Here is a 15,286-nt window from a genome sequence, read left to right on the forward strand (position 1 = left end):
CCGATGCCGACCGACGCCGACCGCGCTCCCCACCCTGATGCCTGGGACGGAGCCGGTGCCTGCTGGGACGCGCACGTCCACGTGTTCGACGCCGATGCGCCGACGCAGCCCGGCCACTACCGCCCCGCGCACCACCCGCTGGAGCGCATCGAGGGGGTGGCTGCCGCGCACGGGGTGCGGCATCTGGTGCTGGTGCAGCCCAGCGTGTACGGCACCGACAACGCGGTGATGCTGCGCGCGCTGGCCGCGCGGCCCGGCCGGCACCGCGGCGTGGCCGTGGTGGATGCTGCGGTGCCCGACGCGCTGCTGGACCGCATGCACGCGCTGGGCGTGCGGGGCGTGCGCTTCAACCGCGTCTCGCCGGTGGGCAACGGGCCCGAGGCGTTCCGCGCCCTGGCGCCGCGCCTGCGCGAGCGCGGCTGGCACGTGCAGTGGTATGCCGGCCCGGAGCATCTGGCGGAGATCGCGGCGCTGCACGCCGGCACCGGCGTGGCCTGCGTGCTCGACCACCTGGCGGGCCTGCATGCCGAGTTGCCGGCGGACGACGCGGCATGGAACGCCCTCGCGGCGCTGGCCGCGCAGGGCGCGTGGATCAAGCTGTCCGGCTGGTACCGGCTGCGCGCTCAGGCGCCCTACGGCGCGCTGCAGGAGACGATCCGGCGCGTGGCGGACCTGGCGCCCGGGCGGCTGGTGTGGGGATCGGACTGGCCGCACACGTCGTTCGCCGCCGACGCCATGCCGGCCTACGATTTGGTGTGGCAGCCGGTGGTGGAGGCGTTGGGCCCGGACCGGGCCGGCACGGTCCGGCAGAACGCCTCGCGCCTGTATGCCTGACGGACGCCGCCCCGACGTGCTTTAGAAAATATCTTTTCAGTAGTGACTTAATACTGTTTCGATAGTAATATCCCTTCGTCGGCCATCCGGCCCATGACGAAAGGAAAACAATGCGCAAGACGAACAGGGGTATCGCCGTCGTGACGGGGGCGTCGTCGGGCATCGGGCTCGTGACCGCCCGGTCCCTGGTGCAGGCGGGCTACCAGGTCTTCGGCACCAGCCGCAAGGCACCCGCCGATCCGCCCGCCGGCGTCACGATGCTGGCTTGCGACGTGACGGACGAGGCGTCGGTCCAGCGCCTCGTGGATGAGGTGGCCAGGCGGGCAGGGCGCATCGATCTGGTCGTCAACAACGCCGGCGTGGGCCTGCTGGGCGGGGCCGAGGAGTCCTCGATCGGGCAGGCGCAGCGCCTGTTCGACGTCAACGTCTTCGGCGTCGCCCGCGTCGTCAACGCGGTGCTGCCCGTCATGCGGGCCCAAAAGAGCGGCCGCATCATCAACATGAGCTCGATCCTGGGGCTGATTCCGGCGCCCTTCAACGCCTTCTACGCATCGACCAAGCACGCGATCGAGGGCTACTCGGAATCCCTCGACCACGAAGTGCGCCGGTTCGGCATCCGCGTGGTTCTGGTGGAGCCCGGCGTGACGCGCACGGCGTTCGAGGAAAACCTGTCGCGCGCCGACCGCCCCCTCGCGGACTATGCCGACGATCGCACCCGCAGCGAAGCGCTCATGCGCCAATGGGTGGAGGCGGGCGATGCGCCGCAGATCGTCGCCGACGCCGTCGTGAAGGCCGCCACGGCCACCCGGCCCAAGCTGCGCTATTCGGCCGGCAAGCAGTCCACCCAGGTCCGCTCGCTGCGCCGCTATCTGCCCGAGGGCCTGGTCGACAAGACGCTGCGCAAGTTCAACGGCTTGCCGGCCTGAGCCCGGCGGGCGCGGACGCTCTCCCTCGCATCCCCTCCCGGGTCCCGACCAGGCCGCAGTGGAGGGGGCTTCGCTGGCGTGGCGGGCTCGCCGTGGCAGGCCGCCGGCGGCTCGGAATGGCGCCGTTCGGGGCAGAATGGCGGCCCCGGCGCTTTCCTTGCCAGCCCATGCCCTCCCGCCCCCTGTCTTCCGATCCGAGCGCCCCGGGCCGCACCGGTCCTGCCGCGCCCGCGCCCCGCACGCTGCTGTGGGGCTCGGTGGCCGTGGCGCTGGTCACCATCGTGCTCAAGACGCTGGCCTGGCACCTCACCGGCTCGGTGGGGCTGCTGTCCGATGCGCTGGAGTCGTTCGTCAACCTGGCGGGCGCGGTGTTCGCGCTGGCCATGGTGACCGTGGCGCAGCGCCCGGCGGACGACGACCACCCCTACGGGCACCACAAGGCCGAGTATTTTTCTTCCGGGTTCGAGGGCATCCTGATCGTGGGGGCCTCCGCCGCCATCTTCTGGGCGGCGGCGCACCGGCTGTCCTCGCCGCAGCCGCTGGAGCAGGTCGGCTGGGGCCTGGCGCTGTCGGTGGTCAGCTCGGCGCTCAACGGCGGTCTGGCGTGGCTGATGTTCCGCTCCGCGCGCGTGCATCGGTCGGTGGCGCTGGAGGGCGATGCGCGCCACCTTGTCACCGATGTCTGGACCTCGGCGGGCGTGGTCGTCGGCATCGGCGCGGCCGGCGCGACCGGCTGGCTCTGGCTGGACCCGGTGGTCGCCATGGCCGTGGCGCTGAACATCCTGCGGGAAGGCGCGCGCATGGTGTGGCGCGCCTCGCAGGGCCTGATGGACGCGGCCGTGGAGCCCGAGGCGCAGGCCGCCATCGACGCGGCGCTGCACGGCTTCTCGCAGGGCGCGCCGCAAGTGCGCTTCGACCACCTCATCACGCGCCAGGCCGGGCAGCGCCGCTTTGCCGGCCTGCACATGCACGTGCCCGCCGAGTGGAGCCTGGGCCGCGCCGCCCAGTTGCGCGGCGCCGTGGAGACCGCCCTGATGCGCGCCGTGCCCGGGCTGCGCGTGACCATCGAGCTGCTGCCCGTCGGGGTCGAGGCATTTCTGGAAGAACCGAAGGATTCCCCACCATGATGAGCGTGTTGCAGCGCGTGCGCGAAGCGCGCGTGGAAGTGGATGGCGAGGTGGTGGGCCGCATCGGCCCGGGCCTGCTGGTGCTGCTGTGCGCCGAGCGCGGCGACACCGATGCCGAGGCCGACCGGCTGCTGGCCAAGCTGCTCAAGCTGCGCGTGTTCACCGACGATGCGGGCAAGATGAACCGCAGCGTGCAGGACGTGGGCGGCGGCCTGCTCGTCGTGAGCCAGTTCACGCTGGCCGCCGACACCTCCGGCGGCAACCGCCCGAGCTTCACCCAGGCGGCGGCGCCGAACGAGGGACGGCGGCTGTACGACCTGTTCGTGGCCCGGGCACGGGCGCTGCACCCGGTGGTGGAGACCGGCCGCTTCGCGGCCGACATGCAGGTGCACCTGGTGAACGACGGGCCGGTCACCATTCCGCTGCGCATGGCGCCAACGGATGGTTTGCTATTGAAATAATAGCTAAACAGGCAATCAATACCCCGGCATGGGGCTGTTTGGAGGCCCCATCCGGCCTTTCAGCGGTGGGGAAGGCGCGGCCCGCGCCGTGGCCGGCTCAGTCCGCGTACGGGTCGTCGAAACCCAGTTCCTGCAGGATGGCCGTTTCGTAGGCTTCCATCTCGTCGGCGTCTTCCGCGCTGGTTTCGTGGTCCCAGCCCTGGGCGTGCAGCGTGCCGTGCACCAGCAGGTGGGCGTAGTGCGCGCGCAGGTCGCGGTTCTGCTCGCGCGCCTCGCGCGCCACCACGGGCGCGCACAGCACGAGGTCGGCCATCACCAGGGGCTCCTGCGCGTAGTCGAAGGTGAGCACGTTGGTGGCGTAGTCCTTGCGGCGGTACTCGCGGTTGAGGGCCTGGCCTTCTTCGGCATCGACGATGCGCACGGTGATCTCGGCGTCGCTGGACAGCGCGTGGCGGATGAAGCGCGCCGCGGCATGGCGGGGCAGGGCGGCGCGGTGTTCCTGCACCCCGGGAAAGCGCGCGAACTGCAGCGACAGGGTCAGATGGTTCAGGGTCATTTGGGCCTCTGGCGCATGTTCCACTAGGGCGTTGTGCTATTGATTCAGGAGTGTCCTGCGCGGCTGCCCGCCGCGCGCTGGGCATCGTAGGCGTCCACGATGCGGGCGATGAGCGGGTGGCGCACCACGTCGGCGGTGGTGAACCGGGTGATCGCGATGCCCTTGACGCGCTTGAGCACCCGCTCGGCGTCGATCAGGCCGCTCATCGCGCCCTTGGGCAGGTCGATCTGGCTCACGTCGCCCGTCACCACGGCGCGGGCGCCGAAGCCGATGCGGGTGAGGAACATCTTCATCTGCTCGGGCGTGGTGTTCTGGGCCTCGTCCAGGATGATGAAGGCGTTGTTCAGCGTGCGCCCGCGCATGAAGGCCAGCGGCGCGATCTCCAGCGCGTTGCGCTCGAAGGCTTTCTGCACCTTCTCGTAACCCATCAGGTCGTAGAGTGCGTCGTACAGCGGGCGCAGGTACGGGTCCACCTTCTGCGTGAGGTCGCCGGGCAGGAAGCCCAGGCGCTCGCCGGCCTCGACCGCCGGGCGCGTCAGCACGATGCGCTGCACCGCGTTGCGCTCCAGGGCGTCCACCGCGCAGGCGACGGCCAGGTAGGTCTTGCCGGTGCCGGCGGGGCCGATGCCGAAGGTGATGTCGTGGCTGGCGATGTTGTCCAGGTAGTTGCTCTGCGTGGGGGTGCGCGCGCGCAGGTCGGCGCGGCGGGTGTTGAGCGTCACCGCGCCGTCACCGGGCGCCTCCAGCATGGAGCTGTCGCCGGCCAGCATGAGCTGCAGGTGCTCCTCGGCGATGGGCCGCTCGGCCATTTCGTACAGCGCCTGGAGCAGCTCCATCGCCTGGGTGGCCTTGGCCTTCGGCCCATCCACCTTGAACTGCTCGTGCCGGTGCGCGATGCTGACCGACAGCGCCGTCTCGATGGTGCGCAGGTTCGCATCGGCCGGGCCGCACAGGTGCGACAGCCGGTTGTTGTTGTGGGGGGTGAAGGTGTGTCGCAGGATCACGCGGATAATTCCGGTTGGATGGCCGCAACGGTGCGGCGAAGGACATCAATGATAGGCAAACTCACCGGCACGCTGCTGGAAAAGAACCCGCCAGAAGTGCTGCTGGACTGCCACGGCGTCGGCTACGAGGTGCAGGTGCCCATGAGCACCTTCTACAACCTGCCGCCCGTGGGGGAGCGCGTGGCCCTGCTCACCCAGTTCATTGTGCGCGAGGACGCTCAACTGCTCTACGGCTTTGCCACGGCGCCGGAGCGTCAGGCGTTCCGCGAACTCATCAAGATCTCCGGGGTGGGCCCGCGCACCGCGCTGTCCATCCTGAGCGGCATGGGCGTGTCCGACCTGGCGCAGGCCGTGTCCCTGCAGGAGGCGGGGCGCCTGGTGAAGGTGCCCGGCATCGGCAAGAAGACCGCCGAGCGCCTGCTGCTGGAGCTCAAGGGCAAGCTGGGGGCTGACATCGGCGCCCATGCGCACGCCACGAGCGACGCGCAGGCCGACATCCTGCAGGCCCTGCTGGCGCTGGGCTACAACGACAAGGAAGCGGCCGCCGCACTGAAAGCGCTGCCACAGGACGTGGGCGTGAGCGACGGAATCAAGCTGGCGCTCAAGGCGCTGGCCAAATAAATCAAAATAACGAGTCAGCAGGGAAGTGAAGCGAAACGGGGGGCACTGTGGACGCGCCGGCAGGCGGCGCGGCGCGGGTCCCGGTGGGTCAATCAACAGGGAGTCGACGGAAGATGGCACGAGGTAAATCAAAAGGGAAATGGATGGCGCGCACTGCTGCGCTGGCCGTGGTGGTTTCGCTGGTGGCCGGGTGCGGCGGCGGAAGTGAAACCGTTCTGGCGGGCGGCGCGACGCAGTCCGAGGTGCTTCAGGTCGGATCGGCGGTGCAGCCGGCCGACACCGATGCAGGGGTTTCCAGCACCAAGCAGCGGGCAGCCGGCCCGCAGGTGGAGGCGGCCCGCGTGGCCCTGCCCGCCTTCGTGCGCCCAAAGTCGTCGCAACTCCGGCGCGACGGCGCCCGCTGGGTGGGCGAGGCCCGCACCGTCGAAGCCACGGCCACGGCGGACAACCTGCAGCGGCTGCTGCAATGGGTCCCATTGGCCAACGGCGGCATGAAATCGGCCGTGAGCTTTACCTCCGAAGATGCGCAGGGCCTGCGCCTGGGGGTGCGGGTGAGGCAGATTCCCGACGAGGCCGTGGTGCGGGTCTATCGCCAGGACCGGCCTGCTGCCGTGTACGAAACCACCGGCCAGGCCATTCGCCAGACCATCGAGCGCAATATCGCGGCGGGAGACGCATCGGACAACGCACGCACGTGGTGGACCCCGAACTCCGGCGCGAACGAGGCCACGCTGGAGATCGAGCTGCCCGCTGGCGTGCCGGCCTCCGCGCTGGAGGTGGCCGTGCCGGCGCTGGCGCATCTTTTCGAAAACCTGTCCCTGCCGCAGGAAGGCGCCCAGACAACCAAGGCAGTCGGCGATGCCATCGCCTGCAACCTGGATGCCAGCTGCTTCGACGAATACGCTGCCCAGCGCGACGCCGTGGCGCGGATGCTGTTCGTGGACAAGGGCAAGGCCTATGTGTGCACCGGCACCCTGATCAACGACCGCGACGCCACGCGCACGCCGTATTTTCTGAGCGCCAACCATTGCATTGCCTCGCAGACCGTGGCGTCCACCTTGCAGACGGACTGGTTCTTCCACTCCGCGGCCTGCAACAGCGCCACGCTGTCGTCCCGCTCCACCGCGCGCACGGGTGGCGCTACGCTGCTGTATGCCAGCGCCGATACCGACACCGCCCTGCTGCGGCTGAACGAGGCCCCACCTGCAGGCGCCGTGTTCGCCGCCTGGGACGCCAGCCCGCAAGCCGAATCGACGGCGGTCGTGGGCATCCACCATCCGAGGGGTGACCTGCAGAAGGTCAGCATCGGCAGCGTCATGGGCACGCTGGCGTGCACCAACGACACCGACGGCTCCATGCTGTGCGACTCTTCGACGGATGCCTCGGCGGGCTACTACGACGTCGGATTCGACCGCGGAACGGTGGAAGACGGCAGCAGCGGATCGGCCATCTTCCACGATGGCCGTGTGATCGGCACGCTGTACGGATTCGCCTCCAGTGCCCAGTGCTCGGTGAACGACGTGCGGGTGTATGGCCGCTTCGACCTGGCCTACCAGAAGGCCCTCAAGCAGTGGCTGTCGCCTTCGGTGAGCGTGCCGGTGGCCTGGCGGCATCCCGCCCATCGGTTCGGCCTGCCGCACGGGCACACGCAGGCCGGTGTGTCCGGCAACGGCGCGGCCCCGTTCGGGAATGGCTGGCTGGCCTCGCGCTAGCCGGCCGAGGCCCATCACCGGCGCGATGATGCAATGAGGTAAAGCGCGAAAAAATTACCTGCTGGCAGCCATGTGGCTGTGGCACATTTTGCAATCCGGGGGCGGCATGGGACCGCCCAGATTTCGATGACAGGAGTTGTTCCATGCAACAGGCACTGAGGCGAGTTCGATCTTTGGCGGTTTTGGCCGTGGCCGCCGTGCTGGCCGCCTGCGGCGGCGGCAGTGGCACCGAGGCGGTGCAGTCCGCGGCCGCCCCCCAGGCGAGGGCGGTGGTGTACAGCGTGGAGTCGCGCGAGCAGCCGGCGTCCGCCGTGCAGGACGTGGCACGGGTCAAGGACCGTGTGGTGCGCACGGCCATCACGCCCGCACGCATCGACCTCGGGCCGCTGGACCAGTCCAAGGAAGCGGTGGCCAGCGACTTCGGTCCGCGCCAGGTCGGCAGCCCCCGCAGCATCGCCCAGACGGCCACGGCCAGCGCCACGCAGCAGCAACTGCAGTGGACGCCCACGGCCAGCGGCGGCCAGGTCGCTGCCCTGAGCTTCTCGGCCGAAGGCGCGCACGGCCTGCGCCTGGGCGTGCTGGTGCGCCAGTTGCCCGGCAGCGCCGTGCTGCGCGTGTACAGCCAGGCCCGGCCCTCGGCGGTGTTCGAGATCGCCGGCCAGGAAGTGCTGCAGATCATCGAGCGCAACCAGGCGGCGGGCGACACCTCCGACGCCGGCCGCACCTGGTGGACGCCCGACACGGGCGGCGACGAGGCCACGCTGGAGGTCGAGTTGCCATCCGGCACGCCCGCGAGCGCGATCGACCTGTCGGTGCCGCGCCTGTCGCACATCTACGACAACCTGTCGCTGCCCACGGCCGAAGAGCTGGAGCAGCAGACCAAGATCAACGAATCCGACACCTGCAACCTTGATTCGACCTGCTATGACGATTACGCCGCCCAGCGCAACGCCGTGGCACGGATGCTGTTCGTGCGTCCCGACGGCAAGACGTACGTGTGCTCGGGCACGCTGCTGAACGACCGCGACGGCACCGGCACGCCCTACTTCATCTCGGCCAACCACTGCATTTCCACGCAGACCGTGGCGTCCACCCTGCGCACCGACTGGTTCTACCGCTCCCCCAGCTGCAACAGCCGTACGCTGTCGTCCGCCACCACGGCGCGCACCGGCGGCGCCACGCTGCTGTACGCGACGGACAGCAGCGACACGTCGTTCCTGCGCCTGAACGAGGCCCCGCCCGCCGGCGCCGTGTTCGCCGCATGGAACGCCAATCCCCAGGGGTTGGGCGGCGCCGTCGTCGGCATCCACCACCCGAAGGGCGACCTGCAGAAGATCAGCTTCGGCAACCTGGCATCCCTCACCGCGTGCACGTCCATCAGCGACACCAACTTCACGTGCAGCGGCACCAGCGGCAACTTCTACCGGGTGACGTGGAGCCAGGGCACGACCGAGGGCGGCAGCAGCGGCTCTGGCATCTTCTCCGGCGGCGCGCTGATCGGCACGCTCTACGGCGGCAGCGCCGTGTGCACCAACAAGGCCTCGTCGGACTACTACGGCCGCTTCGACGTGGCGTACAACGCGTCCATCAAGAACTGGTTGTCGCCGGCCACCAGCGCCAGCGGCCGCACCGCCGTGTACCGCTTCTTCAATAGCAGCACGGGCGCGCACTTCTTCACGGCGAGCGCGGGCGAGCGCGACTTCGTGATCAACACCTACCCGGCGTTCGCCTACGAAGGCGTGGCCTTCTATGCCTATGGCGGCGCCACTGCCGGCCAGAGCGCTGTGTACCGCTTCTTCAACAAGAGCAACGGCGCGCACTTCTACACCATCGATGCGGGCGAACGCGACTTCGTGCGGGCCACCTACCCGTCGTTCGAGTACGAGGGCCCGATCTGGTATGCCCAGACCGGCGCCGGCAACGGCTCGACCGCGATGTACCGTTTCTTCAACAAGAGCAACGGCACGCACTTCTACACCATCAGCCAGGGAGAGCGCGACTTCGTGCAGGCCACCTATCCGGTGTACCAATACGAAGGCCCCGTGTACTACGCCTGGACTTCCAACTGATCCGCAACGCATGAGCATCCAGACCGACGACTTCGCCCCCGCACCCGCCAAACGCGTGATCTCCGCCGCGCCGGCCTCCCCGCAGGAGGAAGCGTTGGAGCGGGCGCTGCGCCCCAAGCTGCTGCAGGAGTACGTCGGTCAGGCCAAGGCGCGCGAGCAGCTGGAGATCTTCATCGGCGCGGCGCGCAAGCGCGGCGAGGCGCTGGACCACGTGCTGCTGTTCGGGCCCCCGGGCCTGGGCAAGACCACGCTCAGCCACATCATTGCCGCCGAGCTGGGCGTGAACCTGCGCCAGACCTCCGGGCCCGTGCTGGAAAAGCCCAAGGACCTGGCCGCGCTGCTGACCAACCTGGAGCGCAACGACGTCCTGTTCATCGACGAGATCCACCGGCTCTCGCCTGTGGTGGAGGAAATCCTCTACCCCGCGCTGGAGGACTACCAGATCGACATCATGATCGGCGAGGGGCCCGCGGCGCGCAGCATCAAGCTGGACCTGCAGCCCTTCACCCTGGTGGGGGCGACCACCCGCGCCGGCATGCTCACCAACCCTCTGCGCGACCGCTTCGGCATCGTCGCGCGGCTGGAGTTCTACACCCCCGAGGAGCTGTCGCGCATCGTCATGCGCAGCGCCGGGCTGCTCAACACGCCGATCCAGCCGGACGGGGGCTTCGAGATCGCGCGCCGATCGCGCGGCACGCCGCGCATCGCCAACCGCCTGCTGCGCCGGGTGCGCGACTACGCCGACGTGAAGGGCACGGGCCAGATCACGCTCGATATCGCCCAGCGCGCGCTCACCATGCTCGACGTGGACCCCCAGGGCTTCGACGTCATGGACCGCAAGCTGCTCGAGGCCGTGATCCACCGTTTCGACGGCGGTCCCGTGGGGCTGGACAACATCGCCGCGAGCATCGGCGAGGAGTCCGGCACCATCGAGGACGTGATCGAGCCCTACCTGATCCAGCAGGGCTACCTGCAGCGCACGCCGCGCGGGCGCGTGGCCACCCTGGCGGCCTATCGCCACCTGGGCGTGGCGCCGTCCCGCAACCCTGCCGACCTGTTCGGCGGGCCGCCTTCGGCGGCTTGACCCATCGCTTCCGGACGCCTTGTCCGAACGCTCCTGCGGCTTCATCGCAGCAGCCAGATACGCGTCGGGGATCGACGCGCGTTGCATTCTCGACGCCCCGTGAATTCTCGCTTGTCGCCCTGCGATTTCTGGTGTTTACTCCCTCTATCCGCCTTCGCTGCGAGATCGTCAAAAAGCATCGCTGCCAGGTGCGGATATTGATCGACAAACCTTTTTTTGGGAGAGGGAAACTCACATGGATCCGATTCTGGGCCAGATCATTCTTTGGGCCGTGCCATGGGTACCGCAGGGCTGGGCCCTGTGCGACGGCACACTGCTGTCAATCAATCAGAACCAGGCGCTCTACTCGCTGCTGGGCACCCGTTATGGCGGCGATGGCGTCAACACCTTCGGCTTACCCGATCTGCGCAACCGGGTTCCGCTCGGTTCCCAGAACATGGTGACCATCGGTGGTACGAGCGGTGCCGCTACCGCGTCCACCAACGCCATCGGCGCTGCGATCCTGTCGCTCGCCAACCTGCCGGCCCACACCCATGGCGTGACGGTGGCCGCGGGCGGAACGGCTTCGGTGTCCATTCCCGCGGACGACACCACGGGCGACAACAACATTCCAAGCAATACGTTGGTGATGGGCAAGGGCGCTGCTGGCACCACGCCCGCCAAGGTGTACAGCTCCAAGTCCTCCACCACGACGCTCAAGCCCTTCGATGCACCCTTGACCCTGCCTGCCATCACCACGCAAGCGGCCGGCAGCGTCACGCCCACGCCCGTGCAGATGAACGTGCCCGTCACGGTCAGCACGCTGCAGCCCGGCATCACGCTGAACTTCATCATTGCCGTGAACGGCATCTATCCGTCGCGTCCCTGACCGCGGATGGGCAGGCAGCGGCCTGCCTGCCGCCATGGCCACCCGGGCGCGGCTAGCGCTTCGGTGGCGATGGCCGACGAGGCCGGGGCAACCCGGCCTTTTTCTTTCTTTTTGCGGACCGTCGCACAGGCGTCCGCCGGTGCTTCAGATCAGGTCAACGCCCCCCGGGCATCCACCCGGATGATCCGCTCCACCACGCCGTGCGCCAGCCCGCCGCGCACGCCGATCAAGAAGTCGTACAGGTTCACCGTCGGGTCGCAATGGCCGGGAATGAGCCACAGCATGCGGCCCAGCGAGGGCAGCCGGGCCTTGTTGCCGTCGGCGTAGAGAATGCCGTGCTCGTCGCCGCCGTTGGCATAGCGCAGCGCCCGCTCGGGCGGCAGCATCGCCACGATCGGCAGGCCGGAGTCGATGGCGTGGCTCTTGTGGCCGGCATCGCACACCGCGTGCGTTTCCTGGCTGGAGATGACCTGGGTCTTGACGAACAGCGCATGCTCGAAGGCCGGCTGGGCCGGCTCGCGTTCGTTGCCGGCGTAGTCCGCGTCCATGAACAGGAACGAGCCCGCCTGCAGTTCGCCGTAGACGCCGCTGGCGGCCTCGTGCACCAGCGTGCCGGTGCCCGCGCCGGTCACCAGCGGCACAGCAAGGCCGGCGGCGGTGATGAGGTCGCGCGTGTGGCGCGCGGCCTCCACCACGGCGGCGATGGCCTCCCGCCGGGCCTGGGCACCGCGCAGGTGCTGCGCGCGGCCATGGTAGGCATGCAGGCCCGCGAAACGCAGCCGGGCATGGCGCGCCACGGCCAGCGCCAGGGCCACGGCCGGTTCGCCGGGCGGCACGCCGCAGCGCCGCTGGCTCACGTCGATTTCCACGAACACATCGATACCCGCATCGCTGGCGGTGACGGCCATGGCCTCGGCCAGGCGTTCGATGCCTTCCTCGCTGTCCACCGCCAGGGCCAGGCGCCCGCCGCGCAGCCCGAGCTGGTGCGCCAGGCGCGCCACGCGCAGCAGCTTGGCGGCGGCGATGACCTGGTTGCTGATGTACAGGTCGTTCACGCCGGCGGCGGCCAGCGCCTCGGCCTCGCTCACCTTCTGCACGCAGGCGCCCGTGGCACCGGCCTGCTGCAACAGCAGGGCGAGCTCGGCGCTCTTGTGCATCTTGGCATGGGGCCGCCAGCGCACCTGGTGCTTGCGCGCGAAGTCGGCCATGCGCTGGATGTTGCGCTCCATGGCGTCGAGATCGACGACGAGTGCGGGGGTGTCGATCAGGTCGACGCGCAGGCCGATGCTGGCGCGCAGGGATTCAGGAATGGGCTTCATCGCGCGTGGCGTCGTCAAGGTGCTGTGTGTCGGCCCAGCCGACCAGGGTGAGGCCGTCGCCGGTCCAGAGCAGGCGGTTGATGGCCGCGTTGGTGAGTTGCCAGGTGCGTGGGGCCTGCAGTTCCTGGCCGGTGGCGGCGCGGTACAGCACGTCCATCACGCCGCCGTGGGCGACGAGCACCACGAGTTCGCCGGGGTGGCGCTGCGCCAGCTGGTGGGTGGTGCCGAGGATGCGTTCGCGGAACACGATCAGCGACTCGCCCCCGTCGGGCACGAAGTGCGGATCGCGCTGGCGCCAGCGGCGGGCCTCCTCGGGCATTTCGGTCTCGATCTCGGCGAAGGTGCGGCCCTGGAGCTGGCCGAAGCTGCGCTCGCGCAGGCCGGGCTCGGCGATCAGCGGCGCGCCCGTGGTGTCGGCCACCGCCTGCGCGGTGGCATGGGCGCGCTGCAGGTCGCTGGCATAGATGGCGGCCACGGGCTCGCCGGCCAGGGCCTCGCCCACGCGGCGCGCCTGCCACAGGCCGGTGTGGTTGAGCGGAATGTCCAGATGGCCCTGGATGCGCGTGTCCACGTTCCAGGCGGTTTCTCCGTGGCGGATGGCGATGATGCGGGTGGCGTGCATGGCGTCGAGTTCGTCGATCAGGGGGCAGGCGGCGCCAGCGTGGTGCGCACCTGTCGCGGGCCAGCGGGGGGCTGCGGGAAACCGGTCAGGGCGGCGTCGAACAGGATGCCGAAGATGGCCGGGTCGCTGGTCCAGACGTCCTCGTGCACGGCGGAGGTCTCGTACACGATCTGCTGCGTGGCGGCGTCGCGCAGCACCAGGCTGGCCTCGCGGCGGTAGAGCTTCGGGGGGCGGTCCATCATCCAGCTGCCGCCCATGCCCCAGCCCCAGCGGCCGCCGTGGCCCCCGTAGCCGAGGCCCAGGCCCCAGCGGGGGTAGAACGGGTCGCCGTAGTAGGGCCAGTAGGCCGGCGTGGCATAGCTCGCCTGTGCGCCGATCTGCAGCACGAGCCGGGCGTTGGCGTCGTCGCGTTGCAGCCCCACGCGCGCCAGCGACTGCTGGGCCATGGCTTCGATGGGGGCGAACGATGCGGCCTGGGCCTGCTGCGAGGGCAGGCGCTCCAGGCGATAGGTGGGCGGCGAGGGCAGGGCGGCCAGCGTCGAATAGCTGTGCACCGCGCTGTCCACGGTGCGGGTGACGGCGCAGCCGCCGAGCATCAGGGCGGCCGTGGCCAGAGTGATGGAGAAAGCGCAGCGCAGGGTCTTCATGGGTGTCTCCGGAAAGGGTCCGTCATGGTGCGGTCAGCGCTGGCGATAATCGATGGGGCGTTCAGGACAGCTGGACCACCTGCACGCCCGGCAATCCGGGGGCGGCAGGGAAATCCTCGCGGTCGAACGCCTTGTCTCCGTCTTCGCTGGCGATGCCCGTCGCTTTCAGACCTTTGAAGTCGTGCAGTGTTCCATCGAGCAGGTGCGACGGCACGACGTTCTGCAGCGCGTTGAACATGTTTTCCACGCGGCCGGGGAATTTTCTGTCCCATTCGCGCAGCATCTCGCCCACCTGCTTGCGCTGCAGGTTCTCCTGGCTGCCGCACAGGTTGCAGGGAATGATGGGAAAGTTGCGGTGCGCGGCCCAGCGCGCGGTGTCCTTCTCGGCCACGTAGGCCAGCGGGCGGATCACCACGTGTTTGCCGTCGTCGCTCACCAGCTTCGGGGGCATCGACTTGAGCTTGCCGCCGAAGAACATGTTGAGCAGCAGCGTCTGCAAAATGTCGTCGCGGTGGTGGCCCAGGGCGATCTTGGTGCAGCCCAGTTCGTTGGCCACGCGGTACAGGATGCCCCGGCGCAGCCGGCTGCACAGGCTGCAGGTGGTCTTGCCTTCGGGAATGAGGCGCTTGACGATGCTGTAGGTGTCTTCGTTCTCGATATGGAACGGCACGCCCTGCGAGGCCAGGTACTCGGGCAGCACGTGCTCGGGAAACCCCGGCTGCTTCTGGTCGAGGTTCACCGCCACCAGGTCGAAGTGGATGGGCGCGCGCGCCTTGAGCTTGAGCAGGATGTCCAGCAGGGCGTAGCTGTCCTTGCCGCCGGACATGCACACCATGACCTTGTCGCCCTCCTCGATCATCTGGTAGTCCACGATGGCCTTGCCCACCTCGCGGCACAGGCGTTTTTCCAGCTTGTGGGTTTCGCGCTCGATCTTCAGGCGGGCCGGCGCCGCAGCGGCCTCGGCGATTGCGGCAGCATCGGGCGTGCCGAGGGGCTCGGGGACGTCGGCGGTCCAGCCGGGAGTGGGGTCGTTGAGCATGGCATTCATGGGGTTCACCACTGTCCTGTCTCGCTGCGGATGGCCACTTCGCAGTCGTCAAAAATTTCCAATTTGGCGATCTTCACGCGCACGCCCAGCACGCCGGGCAGCAGCATGAGCCGGGCGCTGAGCTTGCCGATCAGCGTCTCCAGCAGGTTCACGTGCTCGGCCGTGCACTCGTCGATGATGATCTGGCGCACCTTGCGGTAGTCCAGCACGTGCAGGATGTCGTCGTCGCTCGGGTGCAGGGGTTGCGTGCCCAGGTGCAGCTCGGCATCGACCTGGATGGGCTGCGGCGTGGTCATCTCGTGCGCGAGGATGCCCAGGTTGGCGTCGAAGCGCAAACCGGTGAGCGTGAGGATCTGGGTGCCTGCGGCGTTGTACATGGGGTATGGGA

General features: G+C 69.1%; 16 protein-coding genes. 9 read left to right on the forward strand and 7 right to left on the reverse strand.

What is annotated here, in order from left to right:
• The first annotated feature begins 3 nt into the window (after window positions 1–3).
• The 4 genes from AVAK2825_RS00070 (at window position 4) to dtd (ending at window position 3,348) form a co-directional block, all read left to right on the forward strand.
• Window positions 4–834: an amidohydrolase family protein gene (locus AVAK2825_RS00070; RefSeq protein WP_284392924.1), complete on the forward strand. Its 831-nt coding sequence runs from the start codon at window positions 4–6 to the stop codon at window positions 832–834.
• Between the two features lie 110 nt (window positions 835–944).
• A complete protein-coding gene (locus tag AVAK2825_RS00075; protein ID WP_284392925.1) occupies window positions 945–1,760 on the forward strand; it encodes an oxidoreductase in 816 nt (271 codons plus the stop codon).
• Between the two features lie 167 nt (window positions 1,761–1,927).
• Window positions 1,928–2,887 (forward strand): cation diffusion facilitator family transporter, encoded by a 960-nt coding sequence (locus tag AVAK2825_RS00080; protein WP_284392926.1) that lies wholly within the window; start codon window positions 1,928–1,930, stop codon window positions 2,885–2,887.
• Window positions 2,884–3,348, forward strand: coding sequence for a D-aminoacyl-tRNA deacylase (gene dtd / locus AVAK2825_RS00085; RefSeq protein WP_284392927.1), 465 nt, complete (start codon window positions 2,884–2,886; stop codon window positions 3,346–3,348). The genes AVAK2825_RS00080 and dtd overlap by 4 nt, the downstream gene beginning before the upstream one ends.
• Window positions 3,349–3,445: 97 nt before the next feature.
• On the opposite strand, the gene ybeY is transcribed toward dtd, so the two are convergent.
• Window positions 3,446–3,904 carry an rRNA maturation RNase YbeY gene (ybeY, locus tag AVAK2825_RS00090; RefSeq protein ID WP_284392928.1) on the reverse strand — a complete coding sequence of 153 codons (459 nt, stop codon included), beginning with the start codon at window positions 3,902–3,904 and terminating at the stop codon, window positions 3,446–3,448.
• 44 nt (window positions 3,905–3,948) lie between these two features.
• A complete protein-coding gene (locus AVAK2825_RS00095; RefSeq protein WP_284392929.1) occupies window positions 3,949–4,908 on the reverse strand; it encodes a PhoH family protein in 960 nt (319 codons plus the stop codon).
• 48 nt (window positions 4,909–4,956) lie between these two features.
• Between AVAK2825_RS00095 and ruvA the strand changes: the two genes are divergently transcribed.
• From ruvA to AVAK2825_RS00120, 5 genes are all read left to right on the forward strand, one after another.
• Entirely contained in the window at window positions 4,957–5,529 is a 573-nt protein-coding gene (gene ruvA / locus AVAK2825_RS00100; protein ID WP_272567143.1) for a Holliday junction branch migration protein RuvA, read from the forward strand.
• Between the two features lie 143 nt (window positions 5,530–5,672).
• The gene (locus AVAK2825_RS00105) at window positions 5,673–7,241 is read left to right on the forward strand and encodes a trypsin-like serine peptidase (RefSeq protein WP_284392930.1); all 1,569 of its coding nucleotides are present in this window, start codon (window positions 5,673–5,675) and stop codon (window positions 7,239–7,241) included.
• Window positions 7,242–7,384: 143 nt separating this feature from the next.
• The gene (locus tag AVAK2825_RS00110) at window positions 7,385–9,310 is read left to right on the forward strand and encodes a trypsin-like peptidase domain-containing protein (protein WP_284392931.1); all 1,926 of its coding nucleotides are present in this window, start codon (window positions 7,385–7,387) and stop codon (window positions 9,308–9,310) included.
• A 10-nt stretch (window positions 9,311–9,320) separates the two neighbouring features.
• Window positions 9,321–10,394: a Holliday junction branch migration DNA helicase RuvB gene (ruvB, locus tag AVAK2825_RS00115; protein ID WP_272567148.1), complete on the forward strand. Its 1,074-nt coding sequence runs from the start codon at window positions 9,321–9,323 to the stop codon at window positions 10,392–10,394.
• A 235-nt stretch (window positions 10,395–10,629) separates the two neighbouring features.
• Entirely contained in the window at window positions 10,630–11,262 is a 633-nt protein-coding gene (locus tag AVAK2825_RS00120; RefSeq protein ID WP_284392935.1) for a phage tail protein, read from the forward strand.
• A gap of 149 nt (window positions 11,263–11,411) precedes the next feature.
• Here the strand turns inward: AVAK2825_RS00120 and AVAK2825_RS00125 are convergent, their stop codons facing one another.
• The 5 genes from AVAK2825_RS00125 to AVAK2825_RS00145 all read right to left on the reverse strand — a co-directional run bounded on the left by AVAK2825_RS00125 (window position 11,412) and on the right by AVAK2825_RS00145 (window position 15,275).
• On the reverse strand, window positions 11,412–12,581 hold the full coding sequence (locus tag AVAK2825_RS00125) for a DSD1 family PLP-dependent enzyme (protein ID WP_284392937.1): 1,170 nt from the start codon (window positions 12,579–12,581) through the stop codon (window positions 11,412–11,414).
• Window positions 12,565–13,203, reverse strand: a complete 639-nt coding sequence (locus tag AVAK2825_RS00130; protein WP_272567152.1) for a histidine phosphatase family protein — start codon at window positions 13,201–13,203, stop codon at window positions 12,565–12,567. The genes AVAK2825_RS00125 and AVAK2825_RS00130 overlap by 17 nt, the downstream gene beginning before the upstream one ends.
• 17 nt (window positions 13,204–13,220) lie before the next feature.
• Window positions 13,221–13,850, reverse strand: a complete 630-nt coding sequence (locus AVAK2825_RS00135) for a DUF4136 domain-containing protein (protein ID WP_284392940.1) — start codon at window positions 13,848–13,850, stop codon at window positions 13,221–13,223.
• A gap of 61 nt (window positions 13,851–13,911) precedes the next feature.
• On the reverse strand, window positions 13,912–14,898 hold the full coding sequence (ttcA, locus tag AVAK2825_RS00140) for a tRNA 2-thiocytidine(32) synthetase TtcA (RefSeq protein ID WP_284392942.1): 987 nt from the start codon (window positions 14,896–14,898) through the stop codon (window positions 13,912–13,914).
• Between the two features lie 5 nt (window positions 14,899–14,903).
• Entirely contained in the window at window positions 14,904–15,275 is a 372-nt protein-coding gene (locus AVAK2825_RS00145) for a dihydroneopterin aldolase (protein ID WP_284392946.1), read from the reverse strand.
• Window positions 15,276–15,286: the final 11 nt, after the last annotated feature.

Source organism: Acidovorax sp. SUPP2825, assembly GCF_030158995.1.
Taxonomy (GTDB): Bacteria; Pseudomonadota; Gammaproteobacteria; order Burkholderiales; family Burkholderiaceae_C; genus Paracidovorax.

Bases quoted from the DNA above. Each gene is read 5' to 3' on its own strand.
- ruvB (WP_272567148.1), top strand. From the start codon at position 9,321: ATGAGCATCCAGACCGACGACTTCGCCCCCGCACCCGCCAAACGCGTG.
- AVAK2825_RS00145 (WP_284392946.1), bottom strand. From the start codon at position 15,275: ATGTACAACGCCGCAGGCACCCAGATCCTCACGCTCACCGGTTTGCGC.
- AVAK2825_RS00110 (WP_284392931.1), top strand. From the start codon at position 7,385: ATGCAACAGGCACTGAGGCGAGTTCGATCTTTGGCGGTTTTGGCCGTG.
- AVAK2825_RS00080 (WP_284392926.1), top strand. From the start codon at position 1,928: ATGCCCTCCCGCCCCCTGTCTTCCGATCCGAGCGCCCCGGGCCGCACC.
- AVAK2825_RS00075 (WP_284392925.1), top strand. From the start codon at position 945: ATGCGCAAGACGAACAGGGGTATCGCCGTCGTGACGGGGGCGTCGTCG.
- AVAK2825_RS00120 (WP_284392935.1), top strand. From the start codon at position 10,630: ATGGATCCGATTCTGGGCCAGATCATTCTTTGGGCCGTGCCATGGGTA.
- AVAK2825_RS00070 (WP_284392924.1), top strand. From the start codon at position 4: ATGCCGACCGACGCCGACCGCGCTCCCCACCCTGATGCCTGGGACGGA.
- AVAK2825_RS00105 (WP_284392930.1), top strand. From the start codon at position 5,673: ATGGCGCGCACTGCTGCGCTGGCCGTGGTGGTTTCGCTGGTGGCCGGG.
- ruvA (WP_272567143.1), top strand. From the start codon at position 4,957: ATGATAGGCAAACTCACCGGCACGCTGCTGGAAAAGAACCCGCCAGAA.
- AVAK2825_RS00130 (WP_272567152.1), bottom strand. From the start codon at position 13,203: ATGCACGCCACCCGCATCATCGCCATCCGCCACGGAGAAACCGCCTGG.
- AVAK2825_RS00135 (WP_284392940.1), bottom strand. From the start codon at position 13,850: ATGAAGACCCTGCGCTGCGCTTTCTCCATCACTCTGGCCACGGCCGCC.
- dtd (WP_284392927.1), top strand. From the start codon at position 2,884: ATGATGAGCGTGTTGCAGCGCGTGCGCGAAGCGCGCGTGGAAGTGGAT.
- AVAK2825_RS00125 (WP_284392937.1), bottom strand. From the start codon at position 12,581: ATGAAGCCCATTCCTGAATCCCTGCGCGCCAGCATCGGCCTGCGCGTC.
- ybeY (WP_284392928.1), bottom strand. From the start codon at position 3,904: ATGACCCTGAACCATCTGACCCTGTCGCTGCAGTTCGCGCGCTTTCCC.
- ttcA (WP_284392942.1), bottom strand. From the start codon at position 14,898: ATGAATGCCATGCTCAACGACCCCACTCCCGGCTGGACCGCCGACGTC.